General features: G+C 69.0%; 16 protein-coding genes. 7 read left to right on the top strand and 9 right to left on the bottom strand.

Annotated elements, in window-relative coordinates; all coding sequences use genetic code 11:
* Positions 1 to 9: 9 nt before the first annotated feature.
* The 8 genes from B7K21_RS03390 to B7K21_RS03425 all read right to left on the bottom strand — a co-directional run bounded on the left by B7K21_RS03390 (position 10) and on the right by B7K21_RS03425 (position 8,607).
* Complete coding sequence (locus B7K21_RS03390) at positions 10 to 1,452, bottom strand: multicopper oxidase family protein (RefSeq protein ID WP_234989160.1); 1,443 nt, start codon at positions 1,450 to 1,452, stop codon at positions 10 to 12.
* A 1-nt stretch (position 1,453) separates the two neighbouring features.
* Complete coding sequence (locus B7K21_RS03395; protein ID WP_234989161.1) at positions 1,454 to 1,795, bottom strand: SHOCT domain-containing protein; 342 nt, start codon at positions 1,793 to 1,795, stop codon at positions 1,454 to 1,456.
* Positions 1,796 to 1,964: 169 nt separating this feature from the next.
* Positions 1,965 to 2,414, bottom strand: coding sequence for an OsmC family protein (locus B7K21_RS03400; protein ID WP_084073812.1), 450 nt, complete (start codon positions 2,412 to 2,414; stop codon positions 1,965 to 1,967).
* A 159-nt stretch (positions 2,415 to 2,573) separates the two neighbouring features.
* Positions 2,574 to 3,692: a branched-chain amino acid aminotransferase gene (locus B7K21_RS03405; protein ID WP_084073813.1), complete on the bottom strand. Its 1,119-nt coding sequence runs from the start codon at positions 3,690 to 3,692 to the stop codon at positions 2,574 to 2,576.
* A gap of 300 nt (positions 3,693 to 3,992) precedes the next feature.
* A complete protein-coding gene (locus tag B7K21_RS03410; protein ID WP_234989223.1) occupies positions 3,993 to 5,069 on the bottom strand; it encodes a 3-isopropylmalate dehydrogenase in 1,077 nt (358 codons plus the stop codon).
* Between the two features lie 33 nt (positions 5,070 to 5,102).
* Entirely contained in the window at positions 5,103 to 6,134 is a 1,032-nt protein-coding gene (gene ilvC, locus B7K21_RS03415) for a ketol-acid reductoisomerase (protein WP_084073814.1), read from the bottom strand.
* Between the two features lie 158 nt (positions 6,135 to 6,292).
* Complete coding sequence (gene ilvN, locus B7K21_RS03420; protein WP_084073815.1) at positions 6,293 to 6,811, bottom strand: acetolactate synthase small subunit; 519 nt, start codon at positions 6,809 to 6,811, stop codon at positions 6,293 to 6,295.
* Positions 6,808 to 8,607 (bottom strand): acetolactate synthase large subunit, encoded by a 1,800-nt coding sequence (locus B7K21_RS03425; RefSeq protein WP_234989224.1) that lies wholly within the window; start codon positions 8,605 to 8,607, stop codon positions 6,808 to 6,810. Before B7K21_RS03425 ends, ilvN begins: the two co-directional genes overlap by 4 nt.
* A 548-nt stretch (positions 8,608 to 9,155) precedes the next feature.
* Between B7K21_RS03425 and B7K21_RS03430 the strand changes: the two genes are divergently transcribed.
* Both B7K21_RS03430 and B7K21_RS03435 read left to right on the top strand, forming a co-directional pair.
* Positions 9,156 to 9,857 carry a TetR/AcrR family transcriptional regulator gene (locus tag B7K21_RS03430; protein ID WP_159448399.1) on the top strand — a complete coding sequence of 234 codons (702 nt, stop codon included), beginning with the start codon at positions 9,156 to 9,158 and terminating at the stop codon, positions 9,855 to 9,857.
* Positions 9,858 to 9,900: 43 nt separating this feature from the next.
* The gene (locus tag B7K21_RS03435) at positions 9,901 to 10,887 is read left to right on the top strand and encodes a DUF5692 family protein (protein WP_084073818.1); all 987 of its coding nucleotides are present in this window, start codon (positions 9,901 to 9,903) and stop codon (positions 10,885 to 10,887) included.
* 131 nt (positions 10,888 to 11,018) lie between these two features.
* Here the strand turns inward: B7K21_RS03435 and ilvD are convergent, their stop codons facing one another.
* Positions 11,019 to 12,716 (bottom strand): dihydroxy-acid dehydratase, encoded by a 1,698-nt coding sequence (gene ilvD, locus B7K21_RS03440; RefSeq protein WP_084073819.1) that lies wholly within the window; start codon positions 12,714 to 12,716, stop codon positions 11,019 to 11,021.
* Positions 12,717 to 12,810: 94 nt separating this feature from the next.
* On the opposite strand from ilvD, the gene B7K21_RS03445 reads away from it, so the two are divergent.
* The 5 genes from B7K21_RS03445 to B7K21_RS03465 all read left to right on the top strand — a co-directional run bounded on the left by B7K21_RS03445 (position 12,811) and on the right by B7K21_RS03465 (position 17,218).
* On the top strand, positions 12,811 to 13,572 hold the full coding sequence (locus B7K21_RS03445; protein ID WP_084073820.1) for a MerR family transcriptional regulator: 762 nt from the start codon (positions 12,811 to 12,813) through the stop codon (positions 13,570 to 13,572).
* A 207-nt stretch (positions 13,573 to 13,779) separates the two neighbouring features.
* Positions 13,780 to 14,421 (top strand): NADPH-dependent FMN reductase, encoded by a 642-nt coding sequence (locus tag B7K21_RS03450; protein ID WP_159448400.1) that lies wholly within the window; start codon positions 13,780 to 13,782, stop codon positions 14,419 to 14,421.
* A gap of 187 nt (positions 14,422 to 14,608) precedes the next feature.
* Positions 14,609 to 15,169, top strand: a complete 561-nt coding sequence (locus B7K21_RS03455) for an NADPH-dependent FMN reductase (RefSeq protein ID WP_084073822.1) — start codon at positions 14,609 to 14,611, stop codon at positions 15,167 to 15,169.
* Between the two features lie 127 nt (positions 15,170 to 15,296).
* Positions 15,297 to 16,667, top strand: a complete 1,371-nt coding sequence (locus B7K21_RS03460; RefSeq protein WP_084073823.1) for a deoxyribodipyrimidine photo-lyase — start codon at positions 15,297 to 15,299, stop codon at positions 16,665 to 16,667.
* A gap of 179 nt (positions 16,668 to 16,846) precedes the next feature.
* Positions 16,847 to 17,218 (top strand): DUF1801 domain-containing protein, encoded by a 372-nt coding sequence (locus B7K21_RS03465; protein ID WP_084073824.1) that lies wholly within the window; start codon positions 16,847 to 16,849, stop codon positions 17,216 to 17,218.
* Positions 17,219 to 17,220: the final 2 nt, after the last annotated feature.

The raw sequence follows: 17,220 nt of genomic DNA on the forward strand, positions 1-17,220 counted from the left end.
GGAGGACCGTCATGACGCCTCCACGACGCCCATCATGCCCAGGTCTTCGTGGTCCAGGATGTGGCAGTGATAGACCGTGGGGCCGGCAAAGCGGTCGAACGCGACGCGCACCCGCACCCGCTGACCCGCGGGCACATCGACCACGTCGCGTACCTCCACCTCGTCAGAGTCGATCAGCTGCATCGGCCAGACGTGAAGGTGGAACGGGTGGTCCATGCCCGTCGCGTTCACCAGCGTCCAGTCCTCGACGGCGCCCAACCGCACCGACTGATCCACCCGCTCGGGATCGAACTCGCGTCCGTCGATGAGGAACGACATCCCACCCATGCCGCCCATCCCCATGGTGAACGTGATCTCGCGCTCTCGCGCCACGGTGGCATCGCGCAGGTCGACGGGTGCCGAGGCGTCTCCGGGAGTCGCGGGGGACGCGGCCGACGCGTCGGGCACCAGGGTCAGGATCGTCGCGTCCGTACCCGAATCGGGGGCGCCCATCATGCCCATGCCGGCGCCTCGTGCGTAGGCGCGGGCGACGAGCGCGGTCGAGGACGCGGGCGCATCGACCTGCAGGTCGGCGCGGCCTCCGGGGGGCACCACGAGCGAGTCCGTGGACACCGGCCGCGCGAGGCCGCCGATGTCGACGCTCCTGACCGTCAGTGACGGTCCGCCGAGGCTCAGGTAGCGGCTGGTGCAGGCATTGACGAGCAGCAGCCTCTCGGTCGTGCCGGGCGCGACCGGCAGCTGCGGCGCGCGGGCGCCATTGGTCAGCAGCGTCTCGCCGACGCGCCCCATGCGGCGCTCCATCGCGGACACGTTCGCGACGGCGCCGCCCGAGAGCGTCACATCGGACACCACGACCACGCGGGGCGCGCCGTCGGACCAGTCGTCCTCGTCCACGACAAGCGCGCCGTAGAGCCCGCCGAAGACCTGATCGGCGACGTGCCCGTGATGATGCGGGTGGTACCACGCGACACCGTGTGGATGGTCGGCGGGGATGTCGATGAGATAGTCGAACGACTCCCCCGGCTCGACGCGCCTGAACGGGTTGTCGGAGGCGCCCGTCGCGGAGACCGCGAGCCCATGCGTGTGGAGGTTCGTCACCTCGCTGAGGCCGTTCACCAGCCTCACCCTCAAGGTGTCGCCGGGGCGCACGTGCAGCGTCGGGCCGGGCACCGTGCCGTTGTAGGTGAGCATGGTCGCGGTCGCGCCCGCGATAGCGACGGTGGTCTCCGCGACGGTCAGCTCAAGGTCGAGGACGCCCTCGGACGATTCGAGCACGGCCGGCTCTGTCCACTCCGCCGCGGTTCGTGTGCCCGAGGCGGCCCCTGTGGACGAATCACCGTCGGAGCCGCGGCTCGCCGCGACGACGGCACCCATGCCGACCATGCCGACGCCCGCGAGGCCCATGGCGAGGGCCTCGCGGCGCGTCGGGAAGTCGCCATCGCGGCGCGTCACATCAAGCCTCGTCAAGGGCCTTCACGCGGTCACGGAACTCCTCGGCGTCGATCTCGCCACGTGCGAGGCGGTCCTCGAGGATCTGACGGGCCGGCGTCGTCGCGGGCACCTCGGCCGCAGGGGTGGCTGCCGCGGGAGCGTCGGTCTTCGCCGGGCGGTTCGCGAGGCGCACCGCGAGATAGACGACGCCGCCGATCGCGAGGATGGCGAAGATCCACCACAGCCACATGAGGCCCGCGCCGCCACCGGACATCATCCAGGTGCCGCTGCCAGCACCCCAGCCGTCGCCCCACATGTGGCCGCCCGCGCCGCTGCCCGTGCCATCGCCCCAGTTGTGCATCATGATCGTTCTCCCTTTCCGCGCGCCACGGTGACGCGCTCACACGGGAATCGTCTCCAATGCGGCTCACAGGTTCCGGGGAGTTCCTATGAAGATTCGATGAAGAAGTGGACACGACAACGCCCGACGCGGAACCGCGGAAAGCGGCCCCGGCGTCGGGCGCGCGAAGTGGTCAGACCGCGTCGGCGACCTTCTTCACGATGGCGATGCTCACGGGCGTCTCGTGCGCGAGGTTGTCCGAGACCGGGCAGCGGTCTTCGGAGATGCGTGCGATCTCGTCGAGCTCAGCCTGGTCGGCGTCGCCCTCCACCTCGATCGACACGGTGATCGACTTGTATCCGGCGCGGGCGTCGTAGGACTTGCCCATGAATCGGGCCGGGTCCAGCTCGCCCGACGCCGTGGCCTCGAACGAGGTCAGCGTCACGCCCCGCTCCTTCGCCACGAGGTGCACGACGACGTTGAGGCAACCGAGCAGCGCACCCAGCACGTACTCGACGGGATTGGGGCCGAGATCGCCGCCGCCCAGAGCCTGTGGCTCATCGACGAGCCACTCGAACTCCCTGGCCGACACCGTCAGCCCGGTATCCGAGGTCGATACGGCGGTTGCTTCGAACGTGAGCATGTCCACTCCCTTGTGGTCGATGCGGGAGCGGTGGGACTCGCGTCGTGGCGGCTCCCGCGTCGTTCGACCGAGCGGGGACTCACTCTCACCGTAGAACTGCGATACAGGTGCCCAAGGGACGAAGGTCCCCACCGCGTCGGGCGTGCGAAGCGTCGGGTGCTAGGCGAGGATCTCCATCCAGCCGTACGCGTCCTCCGCACGGCCGTACTGGATGTCCGTCAGCGTCTTGCGGACCTTCATCGTGACCTCGCCAGGCTGGCCATCGCCCACCTGCAGATCGAAGTCCTTGGAGCCCATGTGCGAGACCGGGGTCACGACAGCGGCAGTGCCGCACGCGAACACCTCGGCGACCTCGCCCGACGCGACGCCCTCCTTCAGCTCGGTCAGCGTGATGTCGCGCTCCACCACCTTCAGGTCGTCATCGCTCAGCAGCTGGATGATCGACGAGCGCGTGACCCCCTCGAGCAGATTGCCCGTCAGGACCGGGGTCAGCACGGTGCCGTCCTTCAGCACGACGAACACGTTCATGCCGCCCAGCTCCTCGAGCACCTGACCCGACTTCGCGTCCAGGTACAGCACCTGCTCGTAGCCGCGCTCGCCCGCCTCGATCTGGGGGCGCAGCGACGACGCGTAGTTGCCGCCGCACTTGGCGGCGCCCGTGCCACCGGGCCCTGCGCGGTGATAGTCCTGCTCCACCCAGATGCTCACCGGCTTCACGCCGCCCGCGAAGTACGGGCCCGAGGGCGAGCCGATCACGAGGAACTCGGCCTTCTTCGGCTGGCGCAGACCCAGGAACACGTCCGTTGCGATGAGGAACGGGCGCAGATACAGCGACGAGTACTCCGCGGTCGGCGTCCAGTGGCCGTCGATCGCGACATAGGCGCGGATCGCCGCCATGAAGTCCTCGACCGGAAGCTCGGGCAGCGCCATGCGCCACGCGCTGCGCTGGAACCGCTTCGCATTCTCCTCGGGACGGAACGTACGGATCGTGCCGTCCTCCCAGCGGTATGCCTTGAGCCCCTCGAAGATCTCGGACGCATAGTGCAGCACCGACGACGCCGGATCCAGCTGCAGCGGCGCGTAGGGCTCGATGCGCGGGTCGTACCAGCCGCGGTCCATGTCCCAGCTCATGCGCGCCATGTGGTCGGAGAACACGACTCCGAACTTGGGGTTGGCGATCCGCTCGGCGCGCTCGGCATCCGTCGCGGGCGACTCGTGGCGGATGACTCGGAAGGCCTCCGCGGTCGATGCGACGGGAGTCGATGAGGTCGTGGTCATCGTGAGGGTCCTTCCTTGATCCGAGTCGCCCTGGGCGACATCTGAGAGTAGCGCCCGCGCATTGCCGGGCTGTGTCGGGCTGAGGCGGGCAGTCTGACCGCTAGTAGTCGATGGGCGCTGGTAGTCGATGAGCGCTGAGAACGGGCGAGTTCTCGACGCTCAGTGACTACTGGGACGCGCCCACCTTCAGCTGAGGCCCGCGGCGGGGTCTTGTGGACCCCGCCGCGCGAACACTCAGTCACCCGTCAGTTGCAGCCAATGCTGAGCATCGACTCTCACGGACGGGTGGAGCGGCTGGGTTCAGCCGCGGATGAGGGCGGCGAGCGCGTCGCCGACCTCGGAGGTGCTCCGTGATGCGGAGCCCTTGGCAGCCGCGTCGGACGCGACAGCCCCCTCGACCTTGACGGCGAGGTCGCCGTAGCCGAGGAAGTCGAGCAGCATGCCGACCGAGAGGACGGTCGCCGACGGGTCGGCGATGCCTTTCCCCGCGATGTCGGGCGCCGAGCCGTGCACGGGCTCGAACATCGACGGCGCGGTGCGGTCGGGGTTGACGTTGCCGGATGCCGCGAGACCGATGCCACCGGAGACGGCCGCCGCCTCGTCCGTGAGGATGTCGCCGAACAGGTTGTCGGTGACGATCACATCGAACGACGCGGGCTTGGTGACCATGGAGATGGTCGCGGCATCCACGTGCAGGTAGTCCCAGGTGACGTTCGGGAACTCGGGCGCCACGGCCTCGACCGTGCGGCGCCACAGGTGGCCTGCGTGCACCAGCACGTTGTGCTTGTGCACCAGGGTCACGTGCTTGCGGTCGCGCTTCGAGGCGACGTCGAACGCGTAGCGCACCACGCGCTCCACGCCGAACGCCGTGTTGACAGACACCTCGGTCGCGATCTCGTGGGGCGTGCCGACGCGCAGCGCGCCGCCGTTGCCCACGTACGGACCCTCGGTGCCCTCGCGCACCACAACGAAGTCGATGTCGCCAGGGTTCGCCAGCGGCGAGACCTCGCCCGGGTACAGCTTCGAGGGGCGCAGGTTCACGTACTGGTCGAGCGCGAACCTGAGCGGCAGCAGCACACCGCGTTCGAGCACTCCCGAAGGCACGGTCGGGTCACCGATCGCGCCCAGGAGGATCACGTCGTGACCCTTGATGGCCTCGAGGTCGGTCTCGGTGAGGGTCTCGCCGGTGGCGTGCCACCGGGCGGCGCCCAGGTCGAACTCGGTCGCGTCGAAGGCGATGTCGGTGCCCTCGATCGCGGCGGCGAGGCACTTGAGCCCCTCCGCCACGACCTCGGGTCCGATGCCGTCGCCTGCGACGATCGCGAGCTTGTAGACGGTGCCCGCGTCGGCGGCGCCGATGCGGGGGCTGTCGAGCAGCGTCACTGCGTTCCTCGTCTCAGTCAGCGAGGCTCAGCGAGCCGCAGAGCCGTCGACGTAGTCCTCGTCGGTCTTCGAGCCCGACCACGAGAACAGGGCGCGCAGCTCCTTGCCGGTGGTCTCGATCGGGTGCGACTCCTCCTTGGCGCGCAGCTCCTTGAACTCGACGGCGCCGTTGTCCTGGTCGTCGATGAAGCGCTTCGCGAACGCGCCGGACTGGATGTCTGCGAGCACGGCCTTCATGTTCTCCTTGACCTCAGGGGTGATGACGCGGGGGCCGGAGACGTAGTCGCCGTACTCGGCGGTGTCGGAGATCGACCAGCGCTGCTTGGCGATGCCGCCCTCCCACATGAGGTCCACGATCAGCTTGAGCTCGTGAAGCACCTCGAAGTAGGCGATCTCGGGCTGGTAGCCGGCCTCGGTGAGGACCTCGAAGCCGTACTGGACGAGGTGCGAGGTGCCGCCGCAGAGCACGGTCTGCTCGCCGAACAGGTCGGTCTCGGTCTCCTCGGTGAAGGTGGTCTTGATGATGCCCGCGCGGGTGCCGCCGATGCCCTTGGCGTACGACTTGGCGGTCTCCCACGCCGAGCCCGACGCGTCGACCTCGACCGCGATGATGTCCGGGATGCCACGGCCCGCGACGAACTCACGACGCACCGTGTGGCCAGGGGCCTTCGGGGCGATGAGGATCACGTCGACGCCCTCGGGTGCCTCGATGTAGCCGAAGCGGATGTTGAAGCCGTGCGCGAACGCGAGCGTCTTGCCGGGCGCGAGGTTCGGCTTGATCTCGTCGTTGTAGATCGTGCGCTGGTGCTGGTCCGGCGCGAGGATCATGATGAGGTCGGCCCACGCCGACGCGTCGGCGACGTTCATCACCGTGAAGCCGTCGTTCTCGGCCTTCGCGATCGACGCGGAGCCGTCGCGCAGCGCGACGCGCACGTCCACGCCCGAGTCGCGCAGGTTCTGCGCGTGCGCGTGTCCCTGCGAGCCGTAGCCGACGATGGCCACCTTCTTGCCCTGGACGATCGAGAGGTCGGCGTCCTTGTCGTAGAACATCTCAGCCATGCGGTCTTGCTCCTTCTAGTTGGGACTACACATTGCACGCCCGACGCGGTGGCCGGGCCTTGTCTTCTCAGGCGCCCGACGCGTCGGGCTGGCTTGTCACATGCCCGATGCCGGGGCGGGCCTCGTCGCCGAGGCGACCCGCGTGTCGGGCAGGCTTGTCAGGCGCTGACCCTCTCGAGGGCACGCTCAGTGATGGACCGGGAGCCGCGACCGATGGCCACGGTGCCGGACTGGACGATCTCGCGCACGTCGTGCGGAGCCAGGGCCGCGAGCAGCGCCTGGAGCTTCTCGGAGGTGCCGACGGCCTCGATGACGAGCGAGTCGGTCGAGACGTCCACGACGTGCGCGCGGAACAGGTCCACGATCTGCAGCACGTCGGCGCGCTGGCGGGCGTCCGCACGCACCTTGATGAGCAGCAGGTCGCGCTGCACCGAGCGGTCGCGCTCGAGCTCCACGATCTTCAGCACGTGCACCAGCTTGTTCAGCTGCTTGGTGACCTGCTCGAGCGGCAGCTCATCCACGTCCACGACGACCGTGATGCGCGAGATCTCCGGGTGCTCGGTCTGACCCACCGCGAGCGAGTGGATGTTGAAGGCGCGGCGGGAGAACAGGCCAGCGACGCGCGCGAGCACGCCCGGCTTGTTCTCGACCAGCACCGAGAGGGTGTGGGTGGTCATGCGTTCTCCTCACGCTCCCACGCGGGGGCGACGCCTCGCGCGTACTGGATCTCGTCGTTGCTGACGCCTGCGGCCACCATCGGCCACACCATCGCGTCGCGCGACACGGTGAAGTCCACGACCACAGGCTGGTCGTTGATCTCGTTGGCGCGCTTGATCGTCGCGTCCACGTCCGCGTCGGACTCGCAGCGCAGGCCCACGCAGCCCATCGCCTCCGCCAGCTTGACGAAGTCGGGGATGCGGCGCGTGCCGTGGCCCGTGTGCAGGTCAGTGTTCGAGTAGCGGCTCTCGTAGAACAGCGTCTGCCACTGGCGCACCATGCCCAGCGACGAGTTGTTCACGACCGCCACCTTGATGGGGATCTCGTTGATCGCGCAGGTGACCAGCTCCTGGTTGGTCATCTGGAAGCAGCCGTCGCCATCGATGGCCCACACCTGCTTATCGCGCATGCCCACCTGGGCGCCCATCGCGGCCGGGACCGAGAAGCCCATCGTGCCGAGTCCACCCGAGTTGATCCACGTATTCGGGTGCTCGTACTTGATGAACTGGCTGGCCCACATCTGATGCTGGCCCACGCCCGAGGTGTAGATCGTCTGCTCGGGATCGTTGAGCTCGCCCAGACGCTGGATCACGTGCTGCGGGCTCGAGAGGCCGTCCTCGGTCTTCTGGAAGCCCAGCGCATACGTGGTGCGCCAGTCGTCGAGCTGCTGCCACCACGCCTCGAGGTCCGGCTTGCCGTGACGCTCGTGCTCCACGGTCAGAGCGGGGACGAGCTCGGCGAACACGTCCTTGAGGTCGCCCACGATCGGGACGTCCACGGCACGGTTCTTGCCGATCTCCGCCGGGTCGATGTCCGCGTGCACGATGGTCGCGTGCGGGGCGAAGCTCGAGAGCTTGCCGGTGACGCGGTCGTCGAAGCGGGCGCCCAGGGCGACGATCAGGTCAGCCTTCTGCAGCGCAGCCACCGCGGCCACGGTGCCATGCATGCCGGGCATACCGAGGTTCTGCGGGTGGCTGTCGGGCAGCGCGCCGCGGGCCATCAGGGTCGTGACGACGGCCGCGCCCGAGAGGTCGGTCAGCTTGCGCAGACCGGCGCTCGCGCCAGAGCGGATCACTCCGCCGCCCACATACAGCACCGGACGCCGGGCGGTCGCGAGGAGGCGGGCAGCCTCCTGCACCGTCTTGGCGTGCGGCTTGGCGCCCGAGTTGAAGCCTGGCAGGTCGATGCGCCCCGGCCACTGGAACGTGGTGGTCGCCTGCTGCGCGGACTTGGCGATGTCCACGAGCACGGGGCCTGGACGGCCGTGGCTCGCGATGTAGAACGCCTCGGCGATCGCACGCGGGATCTCAGCCGGGTCCGTCACCAGCACGTTGTGCTTGGTGATGGGCGCCGTGATGCCGACGATGTCGGCCTCCTGGAACGCGTCCGTGCCGATGAGCGCGCTGCCCACCTGGCCCGTGATGGCGACCATGGGGATCGAGTCCATGTTCGCGTCGGCGATGGGCGTGACGAGGTTGGTCGCGCCGGGACCCGAGGTCGCGATGCAGACGCCCACCTTGCCCGTGGCGTGCGCGTAGCCCTGCGCAGCGTGGCCCGCGCCCTGCTCGTGGCGCACCAGGATGTGGTTGAGGCGCTGCGAGTCCATCAGCGGGTCGTACGTGGGGAGGATCGCGCCGCCGGGGAGACCGAAGACGTCCGTGGCGCCCGCCATCTCGAGCGACCGGATGATCGCCGCCGCGCCGGTCATCTCGACGCCGTTCAGCGCCGGATCCGGCTGCGCATACGGCGTGGGCATCGCGCCGACGGCCTGCGCTGTCGCGCCGGAACCCGGGCGCGGCGAGGTGGACGGGGTGGGCTTGGCCTTCACCTGTGCCATCTTCTCTCCTGCTCTGCTGGTCGCGTGGCGGTTCTCGCAGTCCGCCTCGCATGAAAAAACCCGGCCGCCTGGGTGGCTTCCGGGGGTGCGCGCGGACGATGCCTGGACGTGGACTAGAGGCCCGCGCGCCTGGTAACTCGTACGAGAATCGCCTGCATGCGACCACCATACGCCCGGGGTCGTGCGATCGACACCATCTGAGCCAACTTTCTCACATCGTGGTTCACAGTCTTACGTTCTGAGACGCACGGCGAGTCTCCAAGCACGCTCCCTCCCCGCGTTCACTCCGCGCCAGCCTCACTCCAGCCTGACACTCCGCACGGATTCCTGGGCGACATCCCGGCGCGAGGCGCCGCACGGGCTCGCAGCCCGGCGTGTCGCGCCCACATCCGTGCGGAGTGTCCGGGCGGGGAGGCGGGACTTCCGGCCCAATTGACAGAATGTCAATCGGGTCTAGCCTGAGCCGCATGGAGCAACGACGATCCGACGGCGAGCGCGAGACGGCGCACCCACGCGCCGCGCGCACCCCCCGCGTGGTCAAGGCTCCCGAGGAGCGCCGGGACGAGATCGTCGCCGCAGCGCGTCTGGTGTTCGCTCGCCAGGGAGTGCGCGCCACGACCTTCCAGCACATCGCCGACGAGGTGGGAGTCACCCGCGGTCTCGTCTATCACTACGCGGGCTCCATGGACCGCCTCATCGACCAGGTGCTCGACGCCTGCGTCGCCGATTTCGCCGCCGAACTCCGGGCGTGGGACGCGGCGCGCACGGAGGGCGACATCGACGGCGCCGTCGCCACGTACGTCCAGCTCTTCCGTCGCAACATGCCGCACCGCATCGACGGCGAGGCGCGCACCGCGCATCCCCTCCCCCGCTTCGACGACGCCGGACTCTACGTCCGCTACCTCGATCAGTCGGTCACGGCGCTGCTCGACGTGCTCGAGGAGACCACGATTCCTGCCTACGCTGCGCGCCACACGATCGAGATCACCCACGTGCGAGAGACCTTCGCGATGCTGCTGCACGGCATCATCGGCCTGATCCGCACCAACCCAGCGCTCGGCGACGACGTGCTCGCCGACCTGGTGCGCCAGACGCTTCGCCTGGCGCCCGCCCCCTCCCGGGGCCCCGACCGGGAACACACCCTGCGGACCGGACGGCCGGACCGCTGACACCTGCCCGGCCACAGCGTCGGGCGTTCTCAAGGAGAGAGCAATGTTCCTGTTCGAATCGATCACGCTGGCGCAAGGCGTCATGTGGTTCGTCGTGCTCGGAGCCCTGATCGGGCTCAACGAGCTGTCCCGCCGCGGCCCCTGGGCCGGCATGTTCTTCTTCATCGCCGTGCCGCTGGTCCTCACGATCTTCGTGTGGCCCACCACCGCCGGCGCGGATTCCTCGACCGGCACGTGGTTCCACTGGGTCAAGGTGTACTCGGCGCTCGCCGGCTGCCTGGGCTTCCTCGCGATCCGCTACATCCCTCGGCTGTCGCGCAACAAGTACGCGCTGATGTTCCCCGCCGCGATCCTCGCGATCAACATCCTCGAGGCGTGCATCCGCGACTTCCAGGTGGGCGCGATGGGCGCCGATGGCATGGTCGACGGCGTCTACATGCTGTCCGGCTCGTGGAACTACATGAACGGCATCGCCGGCCTCATCAACCTGCTCGCGATCACCGGCTGGATGGGCATCTACATCTCCCGCGACAAGACCAAGGACATGATCTACCCGGACATGATTTGGCCGTGGATCATCGCGTACGACCTGTGGAACTTCGCGTACGTCTACAACTGCGTGGGCGACCACTCGTTCTACGCCGGCGCCGCACTGCTCATCAGCTGCACCATCCCCGCGTTCTTCCTCCGCAAGGGCGCCTGGCTCCAGCACCGCGCACACACCCTGGCGTTCTGGATGATGTGGACCATGGCCGTGCCGGCCTTCGTGGGTGAGTCACAGTTCTCGGTCGACTCGTCGCACGACCCGGTCGCGCTGTTCACGGTCTCCGCGATCGCGTTGGCCGCGAATGTCGCACTCGCCGTCTACCAGATCATGAAGATGGTCAAGGGCCGCAAGAACCCGCTCAAGGTGGAGATCTACGACGACACCGACGCGTACCGGCGCGTGGTCTCGACGATCCCGGGGGCGTCCGACGCGCAGCTCGCCGCGGCGGGCGTGGAGAGGGAGAAGGTCCCGGCGTCGGTCTAGACGCGCCCGCGTCCTGGCAGTCGTCCAGTGCTGAGAACACGGCAGAGTTCAGCACTCAGTGACTGCCAGGACGCAAGAGAGGCGAACGCCCGACGCGGTGGTGACCACGGCGTCGGGCGTGTGCCGCAGGGCTAGTTGAGGACGGCACCCTTCGAGGCCGAGCCGACCAACTTCTGGTACTTGCCGAGCACGCCCTTGGTGAAGCGCGCGGGGATGGGCTCCCAGCCCACCTTGCGAGCCTCCATCTCCTCGTCGCTCACGTGGAGCTCGAGAGTGCCGTTGGCGACGTCGAGCGTGATCTTGTCGCCGTCCTTGACGAAGGCGATGGGACCGCCGTCCACAGCCTCGGGCGCCATGTGGCCCACGCACAGACCGGTGGTGCCTCCGGAGAAGCGGCCGTCGGTGACGAGCAGCACGTCCTTGCCCAGACCCGCGCCCTTGATGGCCGCTGTGATCGCGAGCATCTCGCGCATGCCGGGCCCGCCCTTGGGGCCCTCGTAGCGGATGACGACGCAGTCGCCTGCCTGGATGGTGCCGTCGGCGAGAGCGTCGAGGGCTGCGCGCTCGCGGTCGAACACGCGGGCGGTGGCCTCGAACACGTCGTTGTCGAAGCCAGCGGACTTCACGACGGCACCCTCGGGGGCGAGCGAGCCCTTGAGGATCGTGATGCCGCCGGACTTGTGGATCGGGTTGTTCAGCGCGCGCACCACGCGGCCATCGATGGCGGCGGGCTTGAGCTCGTCCATGTTCTCGGCGAGCGTCTTGCCGGTGACGGTCATGACATCGCCGTGCATGAGGCCAGCCTTGAGCAGCGTGTTCATGACGGCAGGGACGCCGCCCACACGGTCCACGTCGTTCATCACGAACTGACCGAACGGCTTGAGGTCGCCCAGGTGCGGGACGTCCTTGGCGATGCGCGCGAAGTCGTCGAGCGTGAGGTCCACGTCGGCTTCGTTCGCGATCGCGAGCAGGTGCAGCACGGCATTGGTGGAGCCGCCGAAGGCCATGACGACGGCGATGGCGTTCTCGAACGCCTCCTTGGTCATGATATCGCGCGCCGTGATCCCCTTGCGGAGCATGTTGACGACGGCCTCGCCGGACTTGTGCGCGTAGTAGTCGCGGCGGCGGTCAGGGCTGGGCGGGGAGGCCGAACCGGGGACCGACATGCCGAGTGCCTCGCCCACGGACGCCATGGTGTTGGCGGTGTACATGCCGCCGCACGCGCCCTCGCCGGGGCAGATCGCCTTCTCGATCGCGAGGCGGTCCTCCTCGGACATGAGTCCGCGCTGGCACGCGCCCACAGCCTCGAACGCGTCGATGATCGTGACGTCCTTCTCGGTGCCATCCGAGAGCTTCACGTGGCCGGGCATGATCGAGCCGGCGTAGAGGAACACCGACGCGAGGTCCAGCCGGGCGGCGGCCATGAGCATGCCGGGCAGCGACTTGTCGCAGCCGGCCAGCAGGACGGAGCCGTCGAGACGCTCGGCAAGCATCACGGTCTCGACCGAGTCGGCGATCAGGTCGCGCGATACGAGCGAGTAGTGCATGCCCTCGTGGCCCATCGAGATGCCGTCCGAGACGGAGATGGTGCCGAATTCGAGCGGGTAGCCGCCCGCGGCGTGCACGCCTTCCTTGGAGCCCTGCGCGAGGCGCTGGAGCGAGAGGTTGCAGGGCGTGATCTCGTTCCACGAGCTCGCGATGCCGATCTGGGGCTTCGCGAAGTCGTCGTCACCGAGTCCGACGGCACGGAGCATGCCGCGCGCCGCGGTCGCCTCGAGTCCGTCGGTGACCTGCCGTGAACGGGGCTTGATGTCGGGCGTCTCAGTCATGGGGCCGAGTCTAGGACTGCGACGCGAGGCGCTCTCCCCGACACGGGAAATCGCCGCTTGCGCTTGACGCTACGTCAACTTCTACGCTGTCCCCATGACCACGACAGACGAGACCTGGGACATCGCCCAGGTGGCGCGCATGAGCGGCATCACGAGCCGCACCCTGCGCCACTACGACGAGCGCGGCCTCCTCACGCCCTCGCACACGGGCCACGACGGGCGCCGCCACTACAGCCGCGACGAGCTGCTGCGGCTGCAGCACATTCTGGTGCTGCGCGAGCTCGGCACCGGGCTGGACCGCATCGCGCAGATCGTCGACGCCGACGACCCCGCGACGGTCACGGCGCTGCTGCGCGACCACCTCAGCGGCCTGACCGCCGAGCGCGACCGCTACGCGCGCCTCGCAGCGACGGTCGCGAGCACGATCGACTCACTCGAGAAGGGACAGCCCATGACCACCGACGAGATCTTCTACGGCTTCGACCACAAGCGCCACGAGCCCGAGGCCCGCGAGCGCTGGGGGGACGACGCCGTCGACCGCTCCAACGCGAAGTGGGAGTCGCTCGGCAAGGACGGCCAGCAGCGCCACCTGGATACGCACCGCGAGGTCGTGGAGGCGCTGGGTGCCGCGATCCGCGTGGGCTTCACCGCTGACAGCCCGGAGGTGCAGGAGATCGTCGCGCAGCACTACGCATGGGTCTCGCTGTTCTGGACGCCCAACCAGGAGACCTATACGGGACTGACGCAGATGTATGTGGACGACGAGCGCTTCCGCCGCAACTATGACGAGGTCGCCCCCGGCGCGGCCGCACTGCTGCGCGATGGCGCGGCGATCTGGGCCGAGGCGAACCTCTAGGGCCAACCGGCCCCGGCGTCGGGCATGGCAGTTCGCCCGCCCGACGCTGGGGTAGGGCGAGCGCGCGGGTTTCCTGCGTTCTTCGACACGTGGGAATGTTCCGGCCCGCGCGGACGCTGGCTGTGGTGACACACCGGACGTGGCGCGCAGCGAACTGCGACGCCGCCCCGCATGGGTCGCGCCTCAGGCGCGAGAGGGAGGGATGTCTTGGCCAGGTTCGGACTGATGATCGGGCCGCTGACTGAGTCGCGCACCACGCGCCGGCTCGCGACGCTGGTGCACCGCCTCATGCCTGCGGGGCACGAGCTCGTGGAGCTCATGTACGGCGACCTGCCGCACCACTCCCCCTACTCGGATGTCCCCGCGCCGTCCGATGGGCTGGCGTGGCGCAGGAGCGTCGCCGAGTTGGACGCACTCATCGTGATCACGTCGAGCCACACGCGCTCGATCCCCGGCACTCTCAAGAACGCGCTCGACTGGGCGGGAGCCGACGGCTCGTCGCGCGAGCTCGACGGCAAGCCCGTCGCGATCGCGGGCGCGGCGATCGATGAGCCCGGCGCATTCGCCTCGCTCACGCACCTGCGCACGGTCCTCAGCGACGCCGGCGCGCGACTGATGGGCCAGCCCGAGCATATGTTCACCGTGCTCGACGGCAGCCTCGACGACGACGGCACGTGCACGGATCCCGTGCTGTTCGGTGCCGCCGAGGAGTTTCTCGCGGGCGCCGTGGGCCATGCAGTCCATCAGCTGCGCGCGTCGGGCAGCCTGCCCGTGGTGTCGGCGCCGGAATCGCCCGCCGTGGGGATCCCGTTGGCCGCGGCGCCGGCCGCCGCACCCGAGCCCGCCTGAGGCCGCCGGAGGCCACCTCAGGCCGCGCTACCTTGCGCTCCGGAATCCATACCTGCGCATTTGTTGAATCCTCAACATCGTGGAATAGTACGAGCGACGGCAATTGTTGACGGTTCAGCAATCCCAACCCGGGACGCCGCGCGGCGTGGACGCCGCACCCCACTCACCTGATCCAGGAGGCACTGTCATGCGCATCGGCATCATCGTCGGCTCCATCGCCGCCAGCTCCATCAACCGCAAGGTCGCGAACGTCGTCGCGTCGCTACTGCCCGAGGACGCCGAGGTCTCGTTCCTCGACTTCTCCGAGCTCCCCTTCTACAACTACGAGCTCGACGGCGACTTCCCGCAGGTCGGCCGCGACTGGAAGGACTCGATCGAGGCCCAGGACGGCATCATCATCCTCACCCCGGAGTACTCGCGCTCGATCCCCGGCGTGCTCAAGAACGCGCTCGACTGGTCGGCCCGCCCCTGGGGCCAGGGCTCCTTCAACGGCAAGGCCGTCGCCGTCATGGGCGCCTCGATCGGCGCATCGGGCACCGCGATGGCGCAGCAGCACCTGCGCAACATCCTCGCCCACTTCAACGCGAACGTCATGGGCCAGCCCGAGACGTTCTTCCACTTCAACCCCGACGCGTTCGGCGCCGACGGCTCGCTCCAGGACGAGGTTTCGCTCGCCGTGCTGACGAACTTCGCGAACGCGTCCGCCGCGCACTTCTCCGCCCACGCGAAGGTCGCCGCGAGCGCGTAGCATCCCTCCCAGAGGCATCCTCCCCCCATCGAGATGCCTCCGAGCCGACCGGCCGCCCCCCTTCGTGCCGGTAGGGCCCACGAGGCCCGTCGGGAATCTCCGACGGGCCTCGTGCCTTGTCTGGGGCATGGAACTCTGGTGGGCGCGCCGTGACCTGCGGCTCCACGACAACCCCGCGTTGCTCGCGGCGCAGGCCGACGGCTCGGCGGCCGCAGTGTTCGCGTGGACGCCCGCGCTCCACTTCTGGTCGGGCAGGCGCCGCGCGCATCTCGCTCGCGTGCTGTGGAGCCTGTGTGAGGACTCCGGCGGCGCGCTCGCCGTGCGCAAGGGATCGGCGCCCGACGCGGTGGTCACCGCCGCGCGCCAGGCCGACGCGTCTGTCGTGTGGGCCTCGCAGGAGTACAGTCCCGCAGGAGTGAGCGAGCAGGACGCGGTGCGCGCCGCCCTGGAAGCCGACGGGCGAGAGCTGCGCTTCGTGGGCAGCCCCTACGCCGTCGCGCCCGGCCGTGTCACCAAGTCGGACGGCAGCGAGTACAAGGTGTTCACGCCGTACTCGCACGCGTGGCGTGACCACGGGTGGCGGGCACCCGCGCAGTGCGCCGACCCGGATCTGCTCCGCCCCCTCCCGCCCGCCGGGCCCACGGGGTCCGACGCCGCAGCATCGGACGTTTCGCTGGACCTGCAGGCCGCCCACGGCGACGCCGAGGATCCCCTCGCCATGCGCCACGAGTTCCGCGAGAGCCAGGTGCTCGAGGACCTTCGCGCGTACGTGGACGGCGACCTCGCCCGCTACGCGGTTGAACGGGACCGGCCCGACTTGGACAGCACCTCGCACCTGTCCGTCCCGCTCGCGTTCGGGCAGATCCACCCACGCACGATCCTCGCCGCGACCGGCGCGGTCCGCTCCGACGCGGCGCGCGTGCTCGAATCCGAGCTCGCCTGGCGCGAATTCCACGCCGATGTGCTGTGGCACCACCCCCGCGCGCAGCGCGAGTCCCTCACGCCCGTGATGGCGGACGGCGCATGGCTCACCGGACGCGAGGCCGACGAGGCGTTCCGTGCCTGGCGGCTCGGCGAGACCGGCTTCCCTCTCGTGGACGCAGGCATGCGGCAGCTGGCCGCCACGGGCACCATGCACAACCGGGTCCGGATGGTCGTCGCGAGCTTCCTCGTGAAGGACCTGCACCTGCCCTGGCAGCGCGGAGCCGACCACTTCCGCCGCGCGCTGCTGGATTACGACCACGCACAGAACCAGCTCAACTGGCAGTGGGTCGCGGGCACCGGGCGCGATGCCGCGCCGTTCTTCCGCATCTTCAACCCCACCGCACAGGCGGAGCGGTTCGACCCCGAGCGCCGCTACGTGCAGCGCTGGATCCCCGAACTGGACACGCCCGGCTACCCGCTGCCGATGCTCGACCACAAGGCCGAGCGGGAGGTCGCCCTCGCCGCACACCGCGCGGCACGCGGCGAGCGCAGCGGTACGCGCTCGCAGAAGTGACGGCTCAACTGCACACGCATGTGCTCGCCACGCAGTTCTGCGGCGCCTGACCGTCACTTGCGCGCGGGGGGCCTAGCGGCGCGCTCATCCACCCGGCGCGTCGCGGACATTTCAGGGCAATCGCCGCCGAAGTGTGGCGTGCGTCACACTTCCGGCGAGTTTTTCGTTACTTTGGTGTCATGGCGACGAACGAGGTGGATACCTGGATGGCCAGGTACGACAACCCGATGCGCGACGTCGTCCAGCGCGTGCGCCTCATCATCCTCGCGAGCGATGACCGCCTCGACGAGTGCATCAAGTGGAAGACCCCGACCTTCACGTACAAGGGCAACCTGGCGAGCTTCTTCCCCAACTCGACCGTGCACGCGACACTCATGTTCCACCACGGCGCACTCATTCCAGGCCGCTACCCGCACCTCGAAGGCTCCGGCAAGGAGGCGCGCGTGATGCGCATCGCCTCGATCGCTGAGGCCGAGCACTACCGTGACGAGCTCGGCGCCATCGTGCACAGCTGGATCACGTGGCGCGACATGATCGAGAAGACCGCCTGAGC

It is taken from the genome of Demequina sp. NBRC 110052, from assembly GCF_002090075.1.
Lineage (GTDB): Bacteria > Actinomycetota > Actinomycetes > Actinomycetales > Demequinaceae > Demequina.